At 70.8% G+C, this 22,075-nt stretch carries 23 protein-coding genes; 11 read left to right on the plus strand and 12 right to left on the minus strand.

Annotated features, from left to right (window positions below):
• The first annotated feature begins 79 nt into the window (after positions 1 to 79).
• From ABL310_RS03575 to ABL310_RS03585, 3 genes are all read left to right on the plus strand, one after another.
• Positions 80 to 919, plus strand: a complete 840-nt coding sequence (locus ABL310_RS03575) for a rhomboid family intramembrane serine protease (RefSeq protein ID WP_349370336.1) — start codon at positions 80 to 82, stop codon at positions 917 to 919.
• Positions 920 to 1,014: 95 nt separating this feature from the next.
• A complete protein-coding gene (locus ABL310_RS03580; protein WP_349370337.1) occupies positions 1,015 to 1,443 on the plus strand; it encodes a CBS domain-containing protein in 429 nt (142 codons plus the stop codon).
• Between the two features lie 72 nt (positions 1,444 to 1,515).
• Complete coding sequence (locus ABL310_RS03585; protein ID WP_349370338.1) at positions 1,516 to 2,097, plus strand: TIGR00730 family Rossman fold protein; 582 nt, start codon at positions 1,516 to 1,518, stop codon at positions 2,095 to 2,097.
• Between the two features lie 266 nt (positions 2,098 to 2,363).
• Here ABL310_RS03585 and ABL310_RS03590 read toward each other — a convergent pair whose 3' ends face one another.
• Complete coding sequence (locus ABL310_RS03590; RefSeq protein ID WP_349370339.1) at positions 2,364 to 2,795, minus strand: CBS domain-containing protein; 432 nt, start codon at positions 2,793 to 2,795, stop codon at positions 2,364 to 2,366.
• A 32-nt stretch (positions 2,796 to 2,827) separates the two neighbouring features.
• Positions 2,828 to 3,166 (minus strand): cupin domain-containing protein, encoded by a 339-nt coding sequence (locus ABL310_RS03595; protein WP_349370340.1) that lies wholly within the window; start codon positions 3,164 to 3,166, stop codon positions 2,828 to 2,830.
• Positions 3,167 to 3,345: 179 nt separating this feature from the next.
• On the opposite strand from ABL310_RS03595, the gene ABL310_RS03600 reads away from it, so the two are divergent.
• From ABL310_RS03600 to ABL310_RS03625, 6 genes are all read left to right on the plus strand, one after another.
• Entirely contained in the window at positions 3,346 to 3,558 is a 213-nt protein-coding gene (locus ABL310_RS03600) for a hypothetical protein (protein ID WP_349370341.1), read from the plus strand.
• A gap of 214 nt (positions 3,559 to 3,772) precedes the next feature.
• A complete protein-coding gene (locus ABL310_RS03605) occupies positions 3,773 to 4,753 on the plus strand; it encodes an aliphatic sulfonate ABC transporter substrate-binding protein (protein WP_349370342.1) in 981 nt (326 codons plus the stop codon).
• Positions 4,750 to 5,583 carry an ABC transporter permease gene (locus ABL310_RS03610; RefSeq protein ID WP_349370343.1) on the plus strand — a complete coding sequence of 278 codons (834 nt, stop codon included), beginning with the start codon at positions 4,750 to 4,752 and terminating at the stop codon, positions 5,581 to 5,583. The genes ABL310_RS03605 and ABL310_RS03610 overlap by 4 nt, the downstream gene beginning before the upstream one ends.
• Before the next feature lie 9 nt (positions 5,584 to 5,592).
• The gene (locus tag ABL310_RS03615; RefSeq protein WP_349370344.1) at positions 5,593 to 6,369 is read left to right on the plus strand and encodes an ABC transporter ATP-binding protein; all 777 of its coding nucleotides are present in this window, start codon (positions 5,593 to 5,595) and stop codon (positions 6,367 to 6,369) included.
• Positions 6,370 to 6,559: 190 nt separating this feature from the next.
• Positions 6,560 to 7,069, plus strand: coding sequence for an OsmC family protein (locus ABL310_RS03620; protein WP_349370345.1), 510 nt, complete (start codon positions 6,560 to 6,562; stop codon positions 7,067 to 7,069).
• Positions 7,070 to 7,155: 86 nt separating this feature from the next.
• Positions 7,156 to 7,749 carry a septation protein IspZ gene (locus ABL310_RS03625; RefSeq protein WP_349370346.1) on the plus strand — a complete coding sequence of 198 codons (594 nt, stop codon included), beginning with the start codon at positions 7,156 to 7,158 and terminating at the stop codon, positions 7,747 to 7,749.
• Here the strand turns inward: ABL310_RS03625 and ABL310_RS03630 are convergent.
• From ABL310_RS03630 to ABL310_RS03640, 3 genes are read right to left on the minus strand one after another with little or no spacing between them, the layout of a single operon-like run.
• Positions 7,700 to 8,665: a dienelactone hydrolase family protein gene (locus tag ABL310_RS03630; protein WP_349370347.1), complete on the minus strand. Its 966-nt coding sequence runs from the start codon at positions 8,663 to 8,665 to the stop codon at positions 7,700 to 7,702. The two genes, ABL310_RS03625 and ABL310_RS03630, sit on opposite strands and share 50 nt — an antisense overlap.
• A gap of 46 nt (positions 8,666 to 8,711) precedes the next feature.
• On the minus strand, positions 8,712 to 10,259 hold the full coding sequence (locus ABL310_RS03635; protein ID WP_349370348.1) for a GH3 auxin-responsive promoter family protein: 1,548 nt from the start codon (positions 10,257 to 10,259) through the stop codon (positions 8,712 to 8,714).
• Positions 10,256 to 12,526, minus strand: a complete 2,271-nt coding sequence (locus ABL310_RS03640; RefSeq protein ID WP_349370349.1) for a penicillin acylase family protein — start codon at positions 12,524 to 12,526, stop codon at positions 10,256 to 10,258. Before ABL310_RS03640 ends, ABL310_RS03635 begins: the two co-directional genes overlap by 4 nt.
• 271 nt (positions 12,527 to 12,797) lie before the next feature.
• On the opposite strand from ABL310_RS03640, the gene ABL310_RS03645 reads away from it, so the two are divergent.
• Complete coding sequence (locus tag ABL310_RS03645; RefSeq protein WP_349370350.1) at positions 12,798 to 14,492, plus strand: methyl-accepting chemotaxis protein; 1,695 nt, start codon at positions 12,798 to 12,800, stop codon at positions 14,490 to 14,492.
• A gap of 74 nt (positions 14,493 to 14,566) precedes the next feature.
• The gene (locus ABL310_RS03650; protein ID WP_349370351.1) at positions 14,567 to 15,424 is read left to right on the plus strand and encodes an SDR family oxidoreductase; all 858 of its coding nucleotides are present in this window, start codon (positions 14,567 to 14,569) and stop codon (positions 15,422 to 15,424) included.
• 10 nt (positions 15,425 to 15,434) lie between these two features.
• Here the strand turns inward: ABL310_RS03650 and ABL310_RS03655 are convergent, their stop codons facing one another.
• The 7 genes from ABL310_RS03655 to ABL310_RS03685 form a co-directional block, all read right to left on the minus strand.
• Positions 15,435 to 16,454, minus strand: coding sequence for a GNAT family N-acyltransferase (locus ABL310_RS03655; protein ID WP_349370352.1), 1,020 nt, complete (start codon positions 16,452 to 16,454; stop codon positions 15,435 to 15,437).
• 174 nt (positions 16,455 to 16,628) lie between these two features.
• Complete coding sequence (locus ABL310_RS03660; protein WP_349370353.1) at positions 16,629 to 18,842, minus strand: ATP-binding protein; 2,214 nt, start codon at positions 18,840 to 18,842, stop codon at positions 16,629 to 16,631.
• 138 nt (positions 18,843 to 18,980) lie between these two features.
• A complete protein-coding gene (locus ABL310_RS03665) occupies positions 18,981 to 19,202 on the minus strand; it encodes a hypothetical protein (RefSeq protein WP_349370354.1) in 222 nt (73 codons plus the stop codon).
• 17 nt (positions 19,203 to 19,219) lie between these two features.
• Positions 19,220 to 19,861, minus strand: coding sequence for an acyl-homoserine-lactone synthase (locus ABL310_RS03670; protein WP_349370355.1), 642 nt, complete (start codon positions 19,859 to 19,861; stop codon positions 19,220 to 19,222).
• 95 nt (positions 19,862 to 19,956) lie between these two features.
• Positions 19,957 to 20,706, minus strand: coding sequence for a LuxR family transcriptional regulator (locus tag ABL310_RS03675; protein WP_349370356.1), 750 nt, complete (start codon positions 20,704 to 20,706; stop codon positions 19,957 to 19,959).
• Positions 20,707 to 20,881: 175 nt separating this feature from the next.
• Positions 20,882 to 21,097 carry a hypothetical protein gene (locus tag ABL310_RS03680; protein ID WP_349370357.1) on the minus strand — a complete coding sequence of 72 codons (216 nt, stop codon included), beginning with the start codon at positions 21,095 to 21,097 and terminating at the stop codon, positions 20,882 to 20,884.
• Positions 21,098 to 21,231: 134 nt separating this feature from the next.
• Positions 21,232 to 21,963, minus strand: coding sequence for a LuxR family transcriptional regulator (locus ABL310_RS03685; RefSeq protein ID WP_349370358.1), 732 nt, complete (start codon positions 21,961 to 21,963; stop codon positions 21,232 to 21,234).
• Positions 21,964 to 22,075: the final 112 nt, after the last annotated feature.

Consider the following 22,075-nt stretch of genomic DNA (forward strand, 5'->3'; position numbering starts at 1 on the left):
TCCGCGAAGACCCTGCGGCCGCGCTCTTGCGCCGGGGCCCGATCCGTCCGACGTAAGGGCGACCGCATCCGGAGTGCCCATGCAGCCTCGAGCCGACGACCCGCGCGCGCCGCCGCCGCCCCCGCCGCAAAAGCCGCCGCGCGAGCCCGTCTTCAACCTCCCCACCGTCGTCCTCGTCTCGATCGCTCTCCTGTTCGCGCTGCACGCGCTCGGCGGCGTGCTGGGGCCGGAGGGCTATTTCGACGTCGTGCTCGATTTCGGCTTCGTCCCCGCCCTGTGGACGACGAAGATCGACCCCGACGCCGTGCGCGAGATCGCGCGCCGGGCCATCGCGGGCGACGCGCTCGACGCCGGCCGCGAGCTCGGCTTCGCCCGCTTCATCATGACGCAGGGCTCCGGCGGGTTCTGGACGCCGCTCACCTACGCGTTCCTGCACGGCTCCTGGCTGCATGTCGGGCTCAACGCCGTGTGGCTCGCGGCCTTCGGCACGCCCATCGCCCGGCGCATCGGGCCGGAGCGCTTCCTCTGGCTCGCGGCGATCACGGCCGTGGCGGGGGCGCTGGCGCACTGGGCGACGCACGCCTACGACGTCACGCCGATGATCGGCGCCTCCGCCATCGTGTCGGGCATGATGGCGGCCGCCGCGCGCTTCGCCTTCTCGCCCCGGCGCTTCTACGGGGTGCCGCCGCATCTCGCCCCGCGGCTCGGGCTGCGGGAGATGCTCGGCAACCGCACGGCGATGCTCTTCGTCGGCGTCTGGTTCGCCATCAACTTGGTCTTCGGCGTCGCCGCCGTGCCGCTGGGCCTCGCGGCCGACGCCGGCATAGCCTGGGAGGCGCATATCGGCGGGTTCGTCGCGGGGCTGTTCCTGTTCCCGCTTTTCGACAAAGGCCCCGCCGGCGGCCACGGCATCGCTTGAAAAAGCCGCCATCGTCTCGCATCCTGAGCGTCCGACGCGCGATGCAACCGGCCGGAAGAGCCGGGGAGACGGGCGTCGCCAATGCGGAGGAAACCATGACGGTCAGACAGGTACTCGCCGAGAAGGGCGGAGAGGTCGTCACCCTCGATCCCGGCAAGACCCTCGCCGAAGCCGCCCACCTGCTCTCGGAGCGGCGCATCGGCGCGGTCGTGGTGAGCGGCGACGGGGGGCGTGTCGACGGCATTCTCTCCGAGCGCGACATCGTGCGCGCCATCGCGCGCGAAGGCGCCGCCGCCCTCGACGCGAAGGTCTCCGCCTACATGACCCGGGAGGTCGTCACCTGCGCCCGGGAGGTCGCCATCGACGACCTCATGCACGTGATGACCCAGGGCAAGTTCCGCCACGTCCCCGTGGTCGAGGAGGGCCGGCTCGTCGGCATCGTGTCCATCGGCGACATCGTCAAGCGGCGCGTGGCGGCCATCGAGGCGGAGGCGCGGATGCTCAAGGAATACATCGCGGGCTGAGCGCGCCCGCTCTCGACAGCGCGCGGCGACGGGTCTAAAGCCGGGCGCTTCGTCGAGAGGGGACTTTTCGCCATGCGTCGAATCTGCGTGTTCTGCGGCTCCAACCCGGGCCACGACCCGGCCTACCGCGCCGCCGCCGTGGCGCTCGGCGAGACGCTCGCGGCGCGGGGGATCGGGCTCGTCTACGGCGGCGCCTCGGTGGGCCTCATGGCGGTCGTCGCCGACACGGTGCTCGCCGCCGGCGGCGAGGTGCTGGGCGTGATCCCGCAGATGCTCGTCGACAAGGAGATCGCCCACGCCGGCCTCTCCGAGCTCCACGTGGTCGACTCGATGCACGCCCGCAAGGCGAAGATGGCCGATCTCTCCGACGGCTTCGTCGCGCTCCCCGGCGGCGTCGGGACGCTGGAGGAGCTGTTCGAGATCTGGACCTGGGCCCAGCTCGGCACCCACGCCAAGCCCGTCGGCCTCCTCGACGTGAACGGCTTCTACGACAAGCTCCACGGCTTCCTCGACCACGTGGTGGCCGAAGGCTTCCTGCGCGAGGGCCATCGCGGCATGCTGCTCTCGGCGAGCGAGCCCGGCGCGCTCCTCGACGCCTTCGCCGCCTACACCCCGCCCGTGGTGCACAAGTGGGTGGAGCGGGAGGAGACGTGAGGGGCCGTGCGCTCGAGCCGTTCGCGGGCCTCACAGGCTCGAGCTGATCGTGTCGGGGGAGCGCTTCTCGATCGCGGTCGGGGCCATCGACCGCGAGGATCCGGAGCGTATCCGTGAGGCCCTCCTCGCCATGCGCCGCCTCGGAAAGGCACGCGGGACGGATGAGGGGTGACGCCCGCCCGGTCTGCTCCGCGCGGACCGGAGCCGGACGCCTCCGCAGCGTCGCCGGCGCGCCCTGCATGCGGCGCGCCGGCCCCCCATCCGCCTCACTGGCTGTGCGGGCCGCCCGGCTGCGTCACGCCGCTCATGGCGATGCCGGCCTTCTCGGTGTCGTGGGCCAGCGCCGAATCGGCGAGGGAGACGACGCCGACGAGCCGCTTGTCCCGGTCCACCACCGGCAGGCGGCGGACCTGGATGTCGCCCATGTTCTGGACGACGTGGTCGAGGTCCTCGTCCGCGAAGCAATAGCGCACGTCCGGCGTCATCACGTCCGAGACCTTCACCGCGTTCGGGTCGCGCCCCTGCGCCACGGCGCGCACGACGATGTCGCGGTCGGTCACCATGCCGACGAGCCGCTCGTCGTCGCCCACCGGCAGGAAGCCGAGATCCTCGTCCGCCATGCGCTTGGCGATGGCGGCGATCGTCTCCTCGGGATTCGCGAGATGCACCCCGTGGGTCATCACGTCGCTGACTTTCATGACGGTCTCCTGGTCTCTCGGCGCGGCCGGCCTCAGCCGGAGCGTCCGTGCACGTGGAAGGGCGGGGCGGTGGTCTCGACGCAGGTGAAGGGCTCCAGGATGCGGTAGGTGTGCTCGGCGTCCGCCGGGACGAGCCAGCTGTCGCCGGGCTCGAGGGTCACCGTCTGGCCTTCGAGCTCGAGCTCGGCCCGCCCGCCGATGCAGAATCCGAGCACCTCGTAGTCGTGCTTGTGCAGCGGCTTGTCCTGCGTCGGCGCCTCGTCGCGCCACATGCGCATGGCCATGCGCTTGCCGCTGGCGAGATAGACGAGGCCGTTCTCGCCGGTGGGCGACTGGGCGCTGGCGACCTTCTTCACGGTCGTGTCGTTCATGGGATCGCTCTCCTGTCGATGGAGGTCGGCTTCGCCCGGTCAACGGCCGCGCCGGACCGGCGTTCCAGGCACGCGGAGAGCGCCCGAGCGACGCGGAACCCGCCTTCCCGGGCGTCGTTCCCCGCGATCCGGCGGCGTTCTCGCGCCGTCCCGAGCGTGACCCGAGAAGGAGGCGACCCATGTCCGCCCAGAACAAGCACCCGAAGACCGAGACGCCCTCCGATCGCGATCTCAAGAGCGATCCCGGCATCGGCCGCTCCAAGGGCGAGCGCATGGTCGGCGCCGACGGCCGTCCCCTCCAGGGCGAGAACACCTACGAGGGCGACGTGCTCAACGACGTGAACGATCAGGGCGCCGTCGACCCGAACAAGACGGGGCGCACCAACAAGTGACGCCCGAGCGCGGCCTGTGCCGGGAGCTGGCGCAGGCTCCCAATACACGAAACAATGTGTGAAATAAGATAAATCACATCCACGCTGTTGACGACCGCGGCAGCGTTCGCTAAACCGAACGCATCAGCCGTCGCGCCTTTCTGCGCGAGTCCCCAGCCGCCGCTTTCGATCCGCCTCACGGCGGAGCGGAAGCGTGCGCCTTCAGGAGGTCGTCATGGTCCTGTCTCGTCGCTCCTTCCTCTCCGTTGTCGGCGCCGGCCTCGCGGCGTCGTTCGTGATGGCGAACGCGTCCGTCGCGCAGGACAAGCCCTCCGTCGTCACGGTCGACTACGCCACCTACAATCCCGTGAGCCTGCTGCTGCGCGAGCGCGGCTATCTGGAGGAGGCGCTCGGGGCCGAGGGGATCGAGGTGCGCTGGGTGCAGACGCTCGGCTCCAACAAGGCGCTCGAGTTCCTCAACGCCGAGGCGATCGATTTCGGCTCGACCGCCGGCGCCGCGGCCCTCGTCGGGCGGCTCAACGGCAACCCGATCAAGACGATCTATCTCTATTCCCGCCCCGAATGGACGGCGCTCGTCACCCGGCCGGACACCGGCATCGCCGGCGTCGCCGATCTCGCCGGCCGGCGCATCGCCGTGACCCGCGGCACCGACCCGCACATCTTCCTGGTGCGCGCGCTCGCCTCCGCCGGTCTCACCGAGCGCGACGTCAAGCTCGTGCTGCTGCAGCATCCGGACGGGCGTATCGCGCTGGAGCGCGGCGACGTCGACGCCTGGGCCGGCCTCGACCCGATGATGGCCGCGGCCGAGCTCGAGAGCGGGGCGGAGCTGTTCTACCGCGACGCCGCCGCCAACACCTACGGCACGCTCAACGTCCGCGAGGAATTCGCCGAGGCGCATCCCGAGATCGTCCGCACCGTGCTCGCCGCCTACGAGCGCGCCCGTGAGGAGGCGCTCGCCGATCCGGCGGCCCTCGCCGCCGTGCTCGGCGACGTCACCCGCCTGCCGCCGGAGATCGTCGCCCGCCAGCTCGAGCGCACCGACCTGACGAACCCGGTCCTCGGCGAGGCGGAACGCGCGACCATCCGCGCCGCGGGGATCGCCCTCGTCGAGGCCGGCGTTCTGCCGGCCGGTTCCGACATCGACGGCACCCTCGCCGCTCTCGTCGACGCCCGCTTCACGGTCGCGGCGCGATGAGCGCGGAGGAGGGGACCCTCGCCGGCGCGGCATCGCGCTCCGCGCCGCGCCTGCCGCGGCTCGGGAGCCCGCGCGCGCTCGCGCTCGGCCTCCTCCTGCCCGTCTCCGCGGCGCTCGGCTGGGAGATCGCCGTCGCGGCGGGCCTCGCCGAGGGCCGGCTCCTGCCGCCGCCCTCGCGGGTGATCGCGACCTTCGCCGCGCTGCACGCGCGCGGAGACCTGTGGGTCCACGTCGCGACCACGCTCTGGCGCGTCGCGGTCGGCTTCGCGCTGGGCGCCGCCGCGGGGCTCGCGCTCGGCGCGCTCTCGGGCGCGAGCCGCCTCGCGCGCGAGGCGCTCGACCCGACGCTCCAGGCGCTGCGCGCCATCCCCTCCATCGCCTGGGTGCCGCTCTTCATCCTCTGGCTTGGCATCTTCGAGGAATCGAAGATCGCCCTGATCGCGGTGGGCGTCTTCTTCCCCGTCTATCTCGGCGTGTGCGACGCGATCCTCTCGATCGATCGCAAGCTGATCGAGGTCTCGCGCGTCTTCCGCCTCTCGAGGCTCGCCACCGCGCGCCGCGTGCTCGTGCCGGCGGTCCTGCCGGAGACGATCACGGCGCTGCGTTCCGGCCTCGGGCTCGGCTTCATGTTCGTCGTCGCCGCCGAGTTCATGGGCGCCTCCGAGGGGCTCGGCTACCTCCTCATCGACGGCCAGCAGATGGGCAAGCCCGACCAGATCCTCGCCGCCATCGTCGCCTTCGCCCTGCTCGGCAAGGCCTGCGATCTCGTCCTCGTCGCCGCGACGCGCCCCCTCGTCGCCTGGCAGGACGTCGCCCGCGACCGCTTGTAGGAGCCCGCCATGCTGCGCATCGAGCGCCTCTCCAAGACCTACGCCGACGGCAAGCGCGCGCTCGCCGACGTCGACCTCGAGGTCCGCCGCGGCGAGATCGTCGCCATCGTCGGCGGCTCGGGCTGCGGCAAGACCACGCTCTTGCGCCTGATCGCCGGCCTCGACCGGCCGAGCGCGGGCACGATCGCGGTCGACGGCGAGATCGTCGCGGCGCCGCATCCCAAGGTCGGCGTCGTCTTCCAGGAGCCGCGGCTCCTGCCCTGGCTCTCGGTCGCCGACAACGTGGCCTTCGGCATCGCGGGGCGTCCCGCCGAGGAGCGCCGGCGCATCGTCCAGGGCGCGCTCGCCCGGGTCGGCCTGCTCGAGCACGCCGAGCGCCTGCCGCGGGACCTCTCCGGCGGCCAGCAGCAGCGCGTCGCCATCGCCCGCGCCTTCGCGGCCGGGCCGCAGGTGCTCCTCCTCGACGAGCCGTTCTCCGCCCTCGACGCCTTCACCCGCGCCGACCTGCATGCGCACCTGCTGCGCCTGTGGCAGGACGCCGGCCTCACCGTCGTCATCGTCACGCACGACGTGACCGAGGCCGCGACCCTCGCCGATCGCGTGATCGTCATGCGCCCCGATCCCGGGCGCGTCCACGACGAGGTCGAGATCCTGGTCGCGCGCCCGCGCGAGCGGGGCAGCCCGGCGATCGAGGGCATGGCGCGCACGCTCTACGCGGCTCTGGACGAGGCGCGCCGACCGCCGATCCGCGAGAGGGAGGTGGAGGCGTCGGGGTTGTGGTGGTGACGCCGTCCGACCGCGAAAGCAAGAACCACGCCTGACGCCGCCGGATCGACGCAACCGCCGCTGCGGACCGTCCGGCATTCCCGCCCGCGGCCACTCGCCCTATCGTTTGTTGCCGCATCCCCCGAAACCGTACGGGCCGGAGAGCCGGCGCGTACGCTATTGCGATGAAAAGTTGATGTCGGAGACACCCATGGACGCCGCCGCCCTTCGCGCCCTGCAGGCCCCTCTGAAGCAGAAGTACCGCGAGAGCCCCCAAGCGGCGGTTGTGACCCTCAAGGCCCACGGCACGCTCGATTCCGAGGCGGTGGCCTGCAAGGTCGAGACCGCCCGCGCCGTCGCGGTCGCCGGCCTGCACAAGGCGACCGGCGGCACCGGCGCCGACCTGTGCTCGGGCGACATGCTGCTCGAGGCGCTCGTCGCCTGCGCCGGCGTGACCCTCAAGGCCGTGGCCACCGCGCTCGAGATTCCGCTGCGCTCGGGCACGGTCCACGCGGAGGGCGATCTCGACTTCCGCGGCACGCTGGGCGTCGACAAGGAGGCGCCGGTGGGCTTCAAGGACATCCGCCTCACCTTCGAGATCGACGCCGACGCCGGCGAGGAGCAGCTCGCCCAGCTCCTGAAGCTGACCGAGCGATACTGCGTCGTCTTCCAGACCCTCAACCGCAAGCCGGAGCTGTCGGCGCGGCTCGAGCGCGGTTGACGCACCCCGGGAACGCCCCGCCGCGCCCGCCGTTGAGCTGAAGCTTGGGCGCGGCGCTCCCGTTCGCGCCCCATCCGGGAGCGCGCATGGACGCGAGGGCGCGATTGGACGAGACCGACACGCCGGCCGGGCCGGTGGTGCGCCTCAAGGAGCGCCTCACCTACGAGGTCGGCCCGCTCTTCGCCTTCTTCATCGCGAACGCCATCGGCGGCATCTTCGTCGGCACCGCGATCTTCATGGTCGCGACCGTGCTCGCGCTCGTCGCGAACCTCGCGCGCGAGCGCCGCATCCCCACGGCGCCCGTCGCCTCCACCGTGCTGATCCTGATTTTCGGCGGCCTCAGCCTCGCCTACGCCGAGCCGTGGATCATCATGGTGCGGCCCACCATCATGAACCTGTTCTACGCCCTCGCCCTCCTCGGCGGTCTCGCCGCGGGCCGGATCGTGCTGCGGATCGTGCTCAAGGAGTCGCTCGTGCTCGACACCGAGCGCGCCTGGCGGGTCCTCACCTGGCGCGCGGTCGCGTTCCTCGCGCTCCTCGCGGGGCTCAACGAGATCACCTGGCGCTTCTTCTCGGTGGACGTCTGGGTGGCGTTCAAGGTCTTCGCGGTGCTGCCCCTGAACGTCGCCTTCATCGCCGCGCAGGCGCCGTTCGTGCGTCGTCACCGCGTCCGGCTGTGACCGCCGGGCGGTGGTCGAGCGCCTCCGCGAAGAACGCCCCGAGCCGGGCGTCGGTCTTCGCCAGCACGCCCTCGTCGCGCAGCATGTGGTAGCCGCGCGGGTCGGCGTTGGCGATCAGCGCCAGCGTGCGCGAGATCCGGCCCGAGATGCCGATGCGGGTGCGCAGGTCGCGCAGGTTGTTCGCGGCGTCCACGCCGAAGCGGCAGGAGAACAGCGAGAAGCGCACGAACTTCTTCGTCAGGTTCTGCGAATCCCACTGGTGATACGTGTCGGGGAAGACGTGGAAGCCCACTTTCGAGCCGCCGCGGGTGAGGTCGTCCGCGATCTCGCGCGAGCGCGTGGGGTTCACGTTGCGGTCGAGCGCGCCGAGGAACATCTCCACCGGCGCGCCGGTCGTGGTCGGGTCGTCGAGACGCGGCACCGAGCAGCCGTAATAGCTCACATGCCCGGCGAAGCGCTGCTCCTCGACCGCGAAGAGCTTCGCCAGCTGCTCGTAGGCCGCCAGCACCGAAATCATGGCCCCGTAGGAGAAGCCCATCACCGCGACGCGCGCCGGGTCCACCATCGGCAGCCGCGCGAGATGCGCCATGGCCGCATAAGCGTCGGCGAGCATCATGGTCTCGGTGACGCGCAGGGCGCGCAGGGTGTGGTTCTTGAACGCCGCGCCGCGCGCGCCGAACGTGTCGACGGCGAGCGTGACGTAGCCCTGCTCGGCCAGCATCTTGCCGTAGCGCAGCTCGCGCTCGGGGATGATGCCGCCGAGGCCGGGCAGGATCACCACGGCGGGGCGGCTCTTGGCGCGGGCGACGGCGCCCGGCGTGTGGAGGTGGCCGATGCCGACGGTCTCGGGCGCGTTGCCGCGCACCATGTCGGCGAGGGTGAAGGGGCTCCTGGTCGGGAAGGTGATCTGCGGCATGGGCGTCCGGTTCCGGTGAGCGTCGCCTTTGGACGGCGGCGCAGGTTCAACGACCGGCGGGAACCCGCGTTCCCTGTGCGGCCGCGCGCTCCAGCGTCGCGAGCAGGGCCGCGTCGGTGATCACCCGCGGCGGCTTGTTCTGCCCGCCGAGCTTGCCGCGCGCGCGCATCCAGGAGGCGAAGGTTCCGCGGGGCGCGCAGACGAGCTCCGGCGCGGCGAGCTGGCCCGCGTCGCGATGGGCGGCGTAGTCGGCGTTGGCGCGCACGAGCGCCCGGTCGAGGGCCGCGCGCAAGGCGCGGGCGCGGGCGGGGGAGGGGGCGCCCTCGGCGAGCTCGACCACGAACAGGTGATGGTCCTGCGCCGCGCCCTCCGCCCGATGGCGCGCGCCGGCGCCGATCTCGACGAGCTCCGCCCCGATCTCCCGCGCGGCCGCGTCCACCGCCCGGTCGATCTCGGCGCCGGTGAGGTGCTCGCCGAAGGCGGACAGCGTGAAGGCCGTGCGCCCCGCGAAGACGACGCGCGGCGGATCCTTCGAGACGAGCCGCACGAGATCGCCCACCTCGTAGGCCCACAGCCCCGCATTGGTGGAGACGACGAGGGCGTAGTCGACGCCGATCTCCGCGTCCTCCAGCCAGGCGCGCCGCGGCGCGCGCGTGCCGAGCGTCTCGGGGACGACGAACTCGTAGAAGATCCCGTTGTCGACGATCAGCCGCAGGCCGTCCCCGCGTCCGCGGTCCTGGATGGCGAAGAAGCCCTCGCTCGCCGGGTAGACCTCCTGCGTGCGGATGGCGGATCCCGCGATCAGCCGGTCGACGCGCGCGGCGTAGGGGCCGAAGGCGACCCCGCCGTGAACGACCAGCTCGAGCTTCGGGTAGAAGGCGTCGAGCCGCTCGCCGCGCGCCGGGTGCATGCGCGCCAGCGTCTCGAAGAACGCCATCAGCCAGGTCGGCGTGCCGGAGATCGCACGGATGTCCTCGGCGAGCGAGGCCGGCGCGAGCCTGGCGATCTTGCGCTCCCAGTTCTCCTCGAGCGCGAGGCTCGCCGGCGGGAAGGTGCGGGAGCGGGCGTAGAACGGCACCGTCGCCGCCGCGATGCCGGAGAGGTCTCCGCCGCGCACGCCCGGCGCCAGCCGATCCAGCGCCGTCGAGCCGCCGAGCATGAAGCTCTTGCCGCCGAGCACCCGCGAGCCGGGACGGTTGGCGAGATGATGCACCAGGATGTCGAGCGCCGCGCGCCGGTTCGCGGCGACCATGGCGCGGCTGACCGGGATGTACTTGGTGCGGCCCGTGGTCGTGCCCGAGGACAGCGCGAAGAACGGCATCCGCCCCGGCCAGGTCTCGTCCTCGAGCACGGGGAAGGGCTCCTGCCAGTACCGCGCCCAGAAATCCTCGTAGGTCCGCACCGGCACCTGCGCCTGGAAGGCAGCGGGCGTCGCGATGGCCGGGAAGCCGTGCTCGCGCCCGAAGCGGGTCGCGGCGGCCTGCCGGACCAGGGCGCGAAGCGTCGCGCGCTGGGCGGCGATCGGGTCCTGCCCGGCGAGCGCCGCCTCGCGCCGGCGGGCGTAGGCGCGCAGAAACGGCGTCGCGTCGATCATGACGCGGCGATCGGCGTCGCGTGCGGGAAATGGCGGGCGACCGCCTCCGGCGTCAGCGGCAGCGCCATGGCGCGGCCCTCGCGCCAGAGGGGGAGCTGGTCGAGCATCGTCTCGCTCTTCAGCCAGCCGTCCTGGCCGGTGAGCAGGACGCCCGACGCGCTGTCGAGGTCTCCGCAATCGCAGGCGAAGCGGGCGATGGAGCCGTAGAAGGCACGGTGCGGGCGCGGCACGGCGGGGTGGGCGGTCTTCATCACCGCGTCCGATGTCCCGCCCACCGGCAGGTCGGCGAAGACGAGCCGGCGGCCGACGAGCGGCAGCCCGCCGAGCACGTGCGCGAGCCGCAGGCGGTGAATGTCGCCCCACACGCGGTAGCGCTTCAGCTCCTTCGCCGTCGCGACGAGCCCGCTCGCCACCGCGGCGACGAGCTCCGTGCGCGGCTCGTGCAGGTCCTGGGAGACCAGGGTGCGCGCGGTGAACACCGCGCCGTGGAAGGCGCGCTCGGCCTGCGAATGGTAGTGCGCGCTGATATGCGCGATCAGGAGCTCGAAGGCGAGCGCCCCGCGCGACTCCTCCGGATAGGACCCGTCCCAGTCGACGATCAGCGGCGCGACCTCGCCACGGGCCGAGAGCACCTCCTCCCGCGAGGGCCCGCCGCCGCCGCTCTCGCGCTCGCCCGCCGCCTTGACGAGCCGCATCAGCCGGTCGCGCAGGAGGAGCGCGCCCGGCACGGTGACGTCCCGCTGCAGCGTGGTGAGCGTCTCCATCGTCACCGGCCGCGCGTCGGCGAGGACGCGGCCGATGCGCTCGACCCGGTCGACCGGCGAGTAGAAATAGGACAGGGGCGCGGGCGTGTCCTCCGGCCGGTCGTTGGCGGAGACGACGTAGCCGCGCGGCGGGTCGCGCTCCGGCGGGAAGTCCCTGGCGGTGACGTAGGCGTCCCAATGCGCGATGGCGTCGGGCTTCGAGACGAGATCGGCTAGCGGCGCGTGCGGGCGCTTCGGCAGCTTCGCCGCGATCTGCTTGGCGATGCCCCCCGCGCGCTCGGCGACGATCCAGTTCTGCCCCGGCACCGCCATGCCGTCCGCCGCCTCGCGGAACTCCTCGAAGCTGCGGGCGCGGTTGAGCGCCAGCATGGAGGAGAGCTCGTCGGAGGGCTCGTGCCCGACCCAGCGCAGCGCGTAGGTGGCGTTCATCGGCACGGCGTCGGAGATGATCGGGCCGTAGCGGCTCGTGCGGATTTCCACCCGCTCGTCCCGCCCGCCGCGGACCTCGATCGTCTCCGCGCGCATGTCGAAGGGCTCGTACATCAGCCCCGAGAGGTCGAACAGGTCGGAGGAGGCGGTGTGCGGGGCAGTGCCGCCCCAGGCGAGATCCGGATTGCGGCCGAAGGCGGTGAAGGGCAGGCCCGGCAGCTGAAAGCCGACGCAGTGATAGGAGGGCGAGCGGAAGCCTGCCGCCATCCAGATGTTCGGCACCGAGATCGGCAGGTGCGGATCGCCCGCGAGCAGCGCCGTGCCCGTGGCGCTCGCGTCCTTGTGGACCGCGTAGGCGTTCGAGCCCTTCAGCGCCGGGCCGAGCGCGGTCGCGAGCATCGTCTCGAGGTCCCAGCCGGCGAGGTTCGCGATCGTGCCGGTGCCGTGGGCGAGGAGCTTGTCCCAGAGGTCGGGCCAGTCCGGATCGCGCCGCAGCGGGATGAGCCGGAGCCAGATCACCCAATTGACGTCCGCCACCGCCGCGCGGCCCACCGCCATCACGTCGGCGGGCGTCCAGCGCTCGCGGGAGAGGCCGAGCAGCGGGAAGTCAGGCGGGTCCTCCGGGGCGTGCTCGATCACGTGGTTGAGGCCGTCGACGAAGCCCTCGAGCCAGGCTTTCGTCTCCGGCGGCTGCATGGCGAGGATGCCGGGCACCGCCTGGGCGATGCCGAGCGTGCGCAGCGCCCGGTCGACGTCGATGGCGGCGGGGCCGGCGATCTCCGCGACGCGGCCGTAGGCGACCTTGCGCAGCACCTCGAGCTGGGTGAGCCGCAGATGGGCGTGCACGGCCCCGAGCGCGACCGCGCAGTCGCGATCCGTGGATGCGGTGATCCAGGGGACCTGATGGTCGTTCCAGCGGATGTCGACGGACCTCTCCACCGGCAGCCCGTCCTTCGGGAACATGGCCAGCCGGTCCTTCAACGTCCGCGCACGCATCGGCCCGCGCGTCAGCACCGCGCGGGAGAGGATGGCGAAGGAGCGCGCGAGGCGCAGGGCGTGGGCGAGCTTGGACACGGCGGGAGGGGAACGGTCCTGGTTGCGCGGGGGTTCCGGGGGGCGCGCGACCCGCCTCGGGGATGCGCCAGGGGAATGCCCGCACCCAGGGGTGACAGTTTGTTTCAACATATCTTTTCTGCTCCGACGGCGTTGCGCGCGGGCGCAATACGATCGTTTTCCTTGAATTTGGAAATAATTCCACGAAATTAAGGTGGTATTAACCCTGTGTCGGATAGCTATCATTTCGCCGGCGCGATGAACCCGAACGGCGTCGGTTTGGGGGTACGACATGCCAAAACGCGCTCTGCGGATTCCGCACAAGATACTGCTCGCTACAGGCCTGATGCTCGCCGCTCTCGTCGCCACGGGCGCGATCGGCTTGAGCGCGCTGTCCGAGAGCAACCGACGTCTCGACGACATGTACACGCAGGAGCTGCTGACGCTCGAGGCTCTCGACGCGGTCAAGGCCGCGCTCTACCGCATGCGCGGCGACTCGCTCGAGTTCCTGCTCGCGGACCGTCCCGAGACGCGCGCGCAGCTCGCCTCCGAGATCGAGGAGCAGGACGCCCGCATCGACCGCCGGCTCGCGCAGATCGCCGAGACCCGTTTCTCCCCCGAGGAGCAGGCCTTCTTCGATTCCATGTCGGAAACCTCCGACGCCTATGCCGCGCTCGTGCGCAGCGGCGTCGTCGAGGCCGTCGCGGCCGGGCGCGTCGCCGAGGCCGAAGCCGTCGCCCGCGATGCCGCGGTCACGGTCTTCCGCGAGGCGCGCGAGAGCGTCAACGGCTTCATGGATTACGCCGTCGCCCGGGCCGAGCGCCGCATGGCGAACGCGCAGGCCGAGCACGGGAGCGCGGTCTGGCTGGTGAGCGCCGTGATCGCGGCGGGCGCCGTGGTCGCCGCGGGGGCCACCTGGTTCCTGACGGCCGGTGTCTCGCGGCCGATCACCACAATGGTCGGCGCCATGAGCCGGCTCGCGCGCCGCGAGTGGGACACCGAGATCCCGGCCCAGGGCCGTGGCGACGAGGTCGGCGAGATGGCGCAGGCGCTGGCCGTCTTTCGCGACAACGGCCTCGAGGCCGACCGGCTGCAGGCCGAGCAGGAGCGCGCGGAGGCGCGCCAGGCCGAGCAGAAGCGTCGCGAGATGGCGAAGCTCGCCGATTCGTTCGATGCCGCGGTCGGCGGCGTCATCGCCGCGGTTTCCTCTGCGGTGAGCCAGCTCGAGAGCGCGTCGAAGTCCATGGCGGCCAACGCCGAGGAGACCGCCACGCAGGCGCTCACCGTGGCGGCGGCCTCCGAGCAGGCCTCCGCCAACGTGCACACCGTCTCCTCGGCGGCGGACGAGCTGTCGAGCTCGATTCAGGAGATCTCCCGGCAGGTCGGCGAATCGGCCCGCATCGCCTCAGACGCCATGCGCGAGGCGGCGGAGACCGCCGACAAGGTCCAGCGCCTCTCGCGCAGCGCCGACCGGATCGGCGAGGTGGTCGAGCTGATCAGCACCATCGCCGAGCAGACGAACCTGCTGGCTTTGAACGCCACGATCGAGGCGGCGCGCGCCGGCGAGGCGGGACGCGGCTTCGCCGTCGTCGCCGCCGAGGTGAAGACCCTCGCCGACCAGACGGCCAAGGCGACGCAGGACATCGCCGGGCAGATCGGCGAGATCCAGAGCGCGACCGTCGACTCGGCCGCCGCGATCACGGCCATCAACGAGACGATCGAGCGCATGAGCGGTATCGCCGGCGCCATCGCCGCAGCGGTCGAGGAGCAGGGCACGGCGACGCAGGAGATCGCCCGCAACATCCAGCAGGCCTCCGCCGGCACGAGCGAGGTCTCCACCAATATCGGCGGCGTGAAGCAGGCCGCCGAGGAATCGAGCGCGGCCTCCGCCCAGGTCGTCGGCGCCGCGGGCGACCTCTCGCGCCAGTCCACCACGCTGGAGCGCGAGGTCGGGCGCTTCCTCGCCTCGATCCGCGACGCCGCGTGAGCGTCGCGGGGTGACGCGGCGCCGCCGCCGCTCTAGGGTCTCCCGCCGAGAGGCGCAGGAGGACCGGAGCGGTGGTGGCGTTGTTCACGTTCGGGCATGGCTACAGCGCGGCGGAGGTCGTGCGCCGCGGATCGTTCGCGCGGGCGATCGGGACCGTGCGATCCGCGGCGAAGGCCGAGCGGCTGGCGGGCGAGGGCGTCGAGGCGCGCCTGTTCGGCGAGGACGCCGCCGACCCGCGCATCCCGGAGGATCTCGCGGTGGCCGACCGGCTCCTCGTCTCGATCCCGCCCGGCGCGGGCGGCGATCCGGCGCTCGCCGCCTATGGCGAGGCGATCGCGGCTTCCCCGAGCATCGACGCGATCGTCTATCTCTCGACGATCGGCGTCTATGGCGATGCGCAGGGCGGCTGGGTAGACGAGGAGACGCCGCCCACGGCGGAGAGCGCTCGCGCGGAGGCGCGGCTCGTCGCCGAGGCGCAATGGCTGGCGCTCGGCGCGCGCACTTCCAAGCGCGTCGCGATCCTGCGGCTCGGCGGCATCTACGGCCCGGGTCGCAATCCCATCCTGCAGCTGCGCGCCGGCACGGCGCGGCGGATCGTCAAGCCCGGGCAGGTGTTCAACCGCATCCACGTCGCGGACATCGCGCAGGCCGTCCTGGCGGCTTTCGAGCGCGCGCCGGCCGGCCGGATCTACAACGTCGTCGACGACGCGCCCGCCCCGCCGCAGGACGTCGTCGCCCACGCCGCCGCGCTGATCGGCGTCGCGCCCCCGCCCGAGATCCCCTTCGACGAGGCCGAGCTCTCGCCCATGGGCCGCAGCTTCTATTCCAACAACAAGCGCGTCTCGAACGCCCGCCTGCGCGCCGAGCTCGGCGTGGAGCTGCTCTATCGGAGCTATCGGGAGGGGCTCGGCGCGCTCGCGGCGGAGGGCTGAGCGCGCCGCCTCATGCCGCGTGGCGCTGCGCGTCCGAGCCGAAATGGGCGACGTAGCGCGGGTTGATCGCCGAGACCGGCAGCACCACGAGCACGTCCGTCGTGCCGAACTGCGTGTCGATGACCGCGCCGTCCCCGAAGGTCGCGCCGAGCCGGAGGTAGCCCTTGATCAGGGGCGGCAGGGCGTGCAGCGCCGTCTTCGGGTCGATCGCGTCCTTGGCGAGGCGATCCATCGAGACGTAGCGCTCGTCGAGGGCGCGGGCGCGCCAGTCTTCGGGCGCGGTCGCGTGGTGGTGCAGGAACGACAGCGGCAGGGCGAGCTTGTCGGGATCCGTGCCTTCCAGGCTGGCGCAGCCCAGCATCACGTCGATGCGATGGTGCAGCACGTAGGTCCAGATGCCGTGCCAGAGCAGCTCCACCGTGCGCTTGTTGCGGTAGGGCTTGAGCACGCAGGAGCGGCCGAGCTCGAGGAAGCGTTTCGCCGGATGCGCGGCGAGGATCGGCGCGATGTCGTACTCGGCCTGGGTATAGAACCCGAAATGCCGCTCGGCCACCTCCTGCCGCAGCAGGCGATAGGTGCCGACCACCGCCGGCTGCTTCTTCCGCGCCGGGACGCCGCGCAGCGCCCGCGCCGGCTCGCCGAGATTGGACGGCGCGGCGTGGTCGAGCACCAGCAGGTGGTCGCAGATCGCGTCGTACTCGTCGAAGTCCCGCCGCGCCAGGGCCGAGGTCGTGTGGGGGAGGGCGTTGCCCTCCTCGTAGAACACCTTGTAGCGCAGGCGCTGGGCCGCGCGGATCTGCTTCGGCGTCGTGGCGATGCGCACCTCGAGCGAGCCGATCCGGCCGAGCACCGGGTCGAGCGGGCGCGTCACGGGCGCGCGATTCATGTTCGCGCCGCGCAGGAAGGCGATCGCCGCCGAGCCCTTCTTGCGGAAGGGACGAACGAAGCTCGTGATGTGGGGGGAGGTCAACATCGAGCCGAAGCGGCTGGGAAGCCGGCTCGGCGTCGCTTCGGCAGGCAGCGGCGCCATTTCATCCTCGTCCGGCGGTGCCCTCCGCATCGCGATTCTCTCGCCGCGTCCGCCTTTCGGCTGTTGAACCATAGCGTTTCAACACAATTGTGACAGGATGGTTGCGCTTGTCACCATAGCCGGCGCAACAAAGTTCGGCGAGACGCGCGAAATCCGTTGCGGCAGCGGCTTCGTTCAGCCGGCGCGCGCGAGCGTGCGGTCCCGTACGGCCGCGCCGAACAGGCCGTCGAGCAGGCGCGGCTCCAGCGGCTTGGGGATGAAGCCGTCGAGACCGGCCGCGCCGGCGGCCTCCTCGTCCTCCTTGAGCACGTTCGCGGTGAGCGCCACGATGCGCCGCGGGCGCCGGCGGCCGAGCGCCCGCTCCAGCGTGCGGATGCGCCGCGTCGCCTCGAGTCCGTCGAGGCCCGGCATGCGGATGTCCATGAGCACGACGTCGTAATCGGGCCGGAGCCCGGCGAACGAGGCTTCCGCCAAGGCGACGGCCTCGTGCCCGTCCTTGGCCCAGTCGACGACCGCGCCCCGTTTCTCCAGCGCCTTCAGGGCGAGGAGGGCGTTGATCTCGTTGTCCTCCGCGAGCAGGACGCGCGGCGCGCCGGATCGCGGGGCGTTGCCGCGCTCGCCGGGCAGACGGCGCAGCGCCGGTTGCGCCGCGCTCTCGGCGCAGGCCGCCGCCGGGCTGGGCCGCGGCGCCAGGGGCTCGGCCAGCCTCTGCACCAGGGAGCGGCCGCGCACGGGCTTGACCAGATAGCCGTCGTAGCCCGCCGCCGTCGGCGAGCCGAGATCGCGTCGCTCGAAGGGTGAGACCAGCACGATCGAGCGCGGCACCCCGGCCTCGCGGGCCGCCGCCGCGACGTCGCGGGCCAGCTCGTCGCCGAGCGCGCAATCGACGAGGAGCGCGTCGTAGGCCTCGCGCCCCTCGGCGGCCATGGCGATCTTGGCCAGCGCCTCGGCCTCGTTGTCGACGAGGTTCGCCTGCGCGCCGGCCTCGGCGAGGCGCCGTGCGATGAACGGCGCCTCGAACGGCGAGCGGCCGAGCACCAGGATCCGCTTGCCCGCGAGCGGCGCCGGATCCGTCTCGGCCGTGAGCGCCGCCGTCGGCGCCTCGGCGGCGGGAAGCGGGAGCGTGACGGTGAAGCGTGCGCCCTCGCCCGGGGCGCTGTCGACGGCGATCGTCCCGCCCATGCCGGCGACGAGGCGCTGGGTGATGGCGAGGCCGAGACCGGTGCCGGGATGGCGGCGGGCGGCCGAGCCGTCGCCCTGCTCGAACTCCTCGAACAGGTGCGGCACGCGTTCACGCGCGATGCCGGGTCCCGTGTCGGAGACGCGCAGCACCACGCCGCCATCGGCGCCTGGCAGCGCCTCGACCCCGACGCCGCCGGCCTCGGTGAACTTCACGGCGTTGCCGGCGAGATTGACGAGGATCTGCCGGATGCGATCCGCGTCGCCGATCACCCGTGGCGGGAGGTCCGCGGCGACGAAGGCGGCGATCTCGACGCCCTTGCCCTGCGCGCGCGGCGCGAGCAGCTCGACCACGCCCTCGACGCAGGCGGCGAGGCCGAACGGGGCCGGCGCGAGCGTCAGCTTGCCGGCCTCGATGCGGGAGAAATCGAGGATCTCGTCGATGAGGGAGAGGAGCGCTCCACCGGACGTCTTGATGGCCTGGGCGTACGTGGTCTGCTCGGGATCGCACGGCGTGTCGAGGATCAGGTCCGCCATGCCGAGGATGCCGCCGAGCGGCGTGCGGAACTCGTGGCTGACGGTGGCGAGGAAGCGCGACTTCGCCTCGCTCGCCGCCTCCGCGCGGGCGCGCGCCTCGGCGAGCGCGGTCTCGGCGTCGATGCGGTCGGTGATCTCGCGGCCGGCGCGCAGGGTCTCGATCGCCCCGCTTCGGCCGCGGGTCTGCGTCTCGATCCAGGCGAACCAGCGCACGCCGTCTTCCGTCTCGATCGCCTCGTCGACGAGCCGGGAGCCGTCCGGCCCGGGCTGCGCGGCGCGGGTCTCGACGATGCGCAGGGCCGCCTTGCGCCCGACGAGATCGCCCGAGCGTGCGCCGAGGAGCCGCGCGAAGCCCGCATTGGCGTAGGTGACGCGCCCGGCGGCGTCTCGCTGGACCAGGGCGTCGAGCTGGGATTCGGCGAGGGTGCGAAAGAAGTGCTCGCCCTCCTCCGCCCGCCAGAGCCGATCCTGAAGGGCCTCGATCTCCGCCTCGAGCGCGCGCGCTCGCGCCTCGACGCGCATGTGGTCGCGCAGGATCAGCACCGCGGCGATCACGCCGGCGAGGGCCAGCGCGGCGGCGAGCGCGAGCGCCGCCGTCAGCGGCGTGATGGTGAAGACGGCGCCGGCGAGATTTCCCGCCGATGCGCCAGCCGTGTCGATGCCCTGGTCCATGACCCCACCCCGTCGTCCGGTAGGGATCATGGCGAAACAGCGCTGAAGGACGGCTTGAGAAAGGTGGTGAAGGCGGGCTTGCCGGATCTGCGCGAAGGGCGCGGATCCGGTTCAGGCCCTCTTCACCACCGTCTCGGCTCAGGACAGCGAGTTGCGGCGGTGCTCGATCAGCGCCTGCAGCATACGCGCGGCCAGCTTCCGATCGTGCTCGTCGAGCATCACCGCGGCGTCGACGATCTGATCCATGTACGGCTCACGGAGGAAGTAGAGGCTGCGCATGTCACGCGGGGTGAGCTTGAGACAATCCTTCTCCTCGCTTTTCCCCGCGCGGCTCTTCACTTCGATCGACATCTTGGACATTAAGGCACCCGGTGTCTTTAGGCGGCCGATGCCGACGCGGCCTGCTGATCGTCCTCGAGGATCGGGCCTGCGATCCCGCTCGCGCGCCGCAACGCCGATTCCATCTCGTCACCGATCTCGAAGAGCGCCGCGAAGGCGATCGTCTTGCCGATCCGGACGGGGCTGGAGATCGGCTCGCCACGACAATCCGCACGCCGGAGAATGCGGGCGATGAAAGCGTCGTAGACGGTCACGATGTGGGTGAGGCCGAGCCGGCGGCCGAACTCGTTCATGCCGAGGATGAGTTCCGCCGTCGGCCGGCTGAGCCGGTTCTTGGTCAGCTCCCGATCGGCGTCCGGATCGATGGAGAAACGGCTCGACTCCCAGATGAGCGGGCTCTCGACGCGGGTACCCTCCGGAAGCAGCTCCGGAAACACGTCGTTCAACATGTTGAAGCCGGTCGTGGGCAGAAGACGGATGCTGCCGATGACGTTCTCCTCGTCGTCGATGCAGACGAGGTACACGCAGTCCAGAGCATCGAAACCGTCGATCTCCCAATCACCGATGACCGAGACGTCCCAGCCGAGCCGGTCGTGGAAGACCTTCTTGCGGATGCGATGCATCGCATCCACTTCTCGCGGGTAAGCCCCCCGCTGATGGCCTTGAATGACGCGGATCATGTTTCTCTCCCGTCGATTGTGATGCCACAGCCAACGGGCGGAATGTTGCACGAACTTAACAAGATGAAACCTGTCGAATAAGACAGGTGTTCACTCTACGGTAGCGGTATTACACCATAAGAAATTGCCTTCGATACCGCGTGGGTCGTCGACAGCGCATTCAGCTTGGCGCGAGCATTCTCTAGGTGAAACCGAACGGTGCGTTCGCTCAGGCCGAGGATGGCGGACGTGTCCCAGATGGTCTTGCCCGCAGCGGACCATCTCAAGCATTCTTTTTCGCGCTCAGACAACTTAAGAGCGTAATCGTTCTGGTCGACCTTCTCCACTCGTAACGCCCAGGAATGGAAATAATAAGAAATGACCATGAACTCCTTGATCAGCACGCGCTTCTGGGCACCCCATGCATGCGACGGTACGTCGCTGTTGATCGAGAAGAGTGCGAACTCGCCGTGCCGACCGCGAATGGGGAAGGAAAGCCCCTGCGTTCCGAGATCGAATTCCTGCGCCTCGCCGAAGATCTTCCGCACCTTGGGCTTCGACCGATCGATCTCCCCCCAGTCGATCGGCAGCACGCCGCCGAGCCCGAGGGACACTACCGGATCGAGATTGACGTAGTCGCTCTGCAGGTAATGGCGTTGCCAATCGGGCGAGTAGGTCACCGCGATCAAAGGACGTCGCCGGCGTTCGGAGGGGATGTTCAACCCCAGATAGGCTGCATGCTTGAGGTCGAATCTCTGGAGGTTCTCCCGCAGGACGTCGTGGCCCTCCTCGAGCTTCTCCGCGGCAGCGATCCTGTCGATCAGGTCGAACACCAGATTGCTGTTCTCAGGCATCGCGGCATGCATGTCGACATCTCAGAAGTAGGCCCGGAGAGGTGGAGCGACGGCACCGATCGAGATCGCAACCGTGGATGGACGGGGTATCTCCGACCATTGTGTCCGAGGCATCATGGCACTTTTCGGGCGAAAAATGAAGATGCCTCGGACAGAACGGCGCTCCGCGCAGCCCGGAACAGGCCGCTCAGGACAGGGAGCGCTTCTTGTGAGACATGATGGCGATGAGCATATCGAGCGCCAGCTTCCTCTCCGTTTCCTCGAGCATCATCGAAAGCTCGATGATGTCCTCCATCAAGGGTTCTCGCAGAAGATACAGCGCCTTCATCTCCTGCGGCGACAGACGTAGCGGCTTCCTTTCCTTTCGCGACTTTTCGAGATTGACGGGAGTGGATTTCGACATCGATTGATCCTCGAGACCTGGTACTCCGGCGCAGGCGCGTCGAGGCGATCGAAACAACGAGGGGCGACGCGTAGCTGCCTGCACGTGAGCACTGTGACAGGGAACGCGCCGCATTGAATTGTAAGAAAATACAGCTACAGCGAAATATGCCCGCGGTGGATGGCCTGCGCGACGGCTGCCGTCTTGTTCGCCGCGTTCAGCTTTTCGCAGGCGCTCACGATATGAGCTGTAACGGTGCGCTCCGTAATTCCGAGCATTCCAGCCGTCCGTGCAGCGGAAAAGCCGCGCGCGGCCCATGTCAGGACTTCCCGCTCTCGTGGGGTGAGCAGGCGGGGGTCTCGGTTGCGTCGCACCATCTGGCGGCTTCGCAAATAGGCGTGAGCTGCGATGAAGTGTACGACAGGCCGAACGCGAGACGACAGATCCGGCGCGCGGCCGCTGAGAGAGGCGCAGCCCTCCAAGCCGCTCGCGCCCTGCACCGGAAGGCAGATGCCGTCGATCATTCCGTAGCGCCTCGCCTCGCTCATGACGTTCTGTGACGCGAGATCTCGGGCTTCGTGGCGGATCGCGTCGGTCCAGGTAAACGCGTTCGAAGCGATCTGGCAGTGGCGAAACACGGGATCATGGTCGAGGAAGGAGCGCTCCGCGTAGATCCGCGTCCAGCCGTCGGGCAGTCGGGAGAGCAGAATGGCGTCTTCGATCGACTGCCCGGCGCTGGGAAAAAGCGTGACGACGAAGTGCTCGAACCCGAAGCGGTTGAGCCCGCGATCGACCTCGTAGGCGAGCGCGTCCAAGGTGACTGCTCGGTCGATGGCCTCGACGCAGGCGAGAGCCTCTCCGGCGAAATCGGTCAGCGTTCCGTACACCGGCGCCTCCGCTGGTCATGCTCACCGGAATGCGAAGCGACGCTCGCGGCCGGATCATAGGCGGGCGGCATGCCGCATTCCATCGACCCGGCAGAGAAAATCGCTACTCGGC

Source organism: Salinarimonas sp. (genome assembly GCF_040111675.1).
GTDB lineage: Bacteria > Pseudomonadota > Alphaproteobacteria > Rhizobiales > Beijerinckiaceae > Salinarimonas.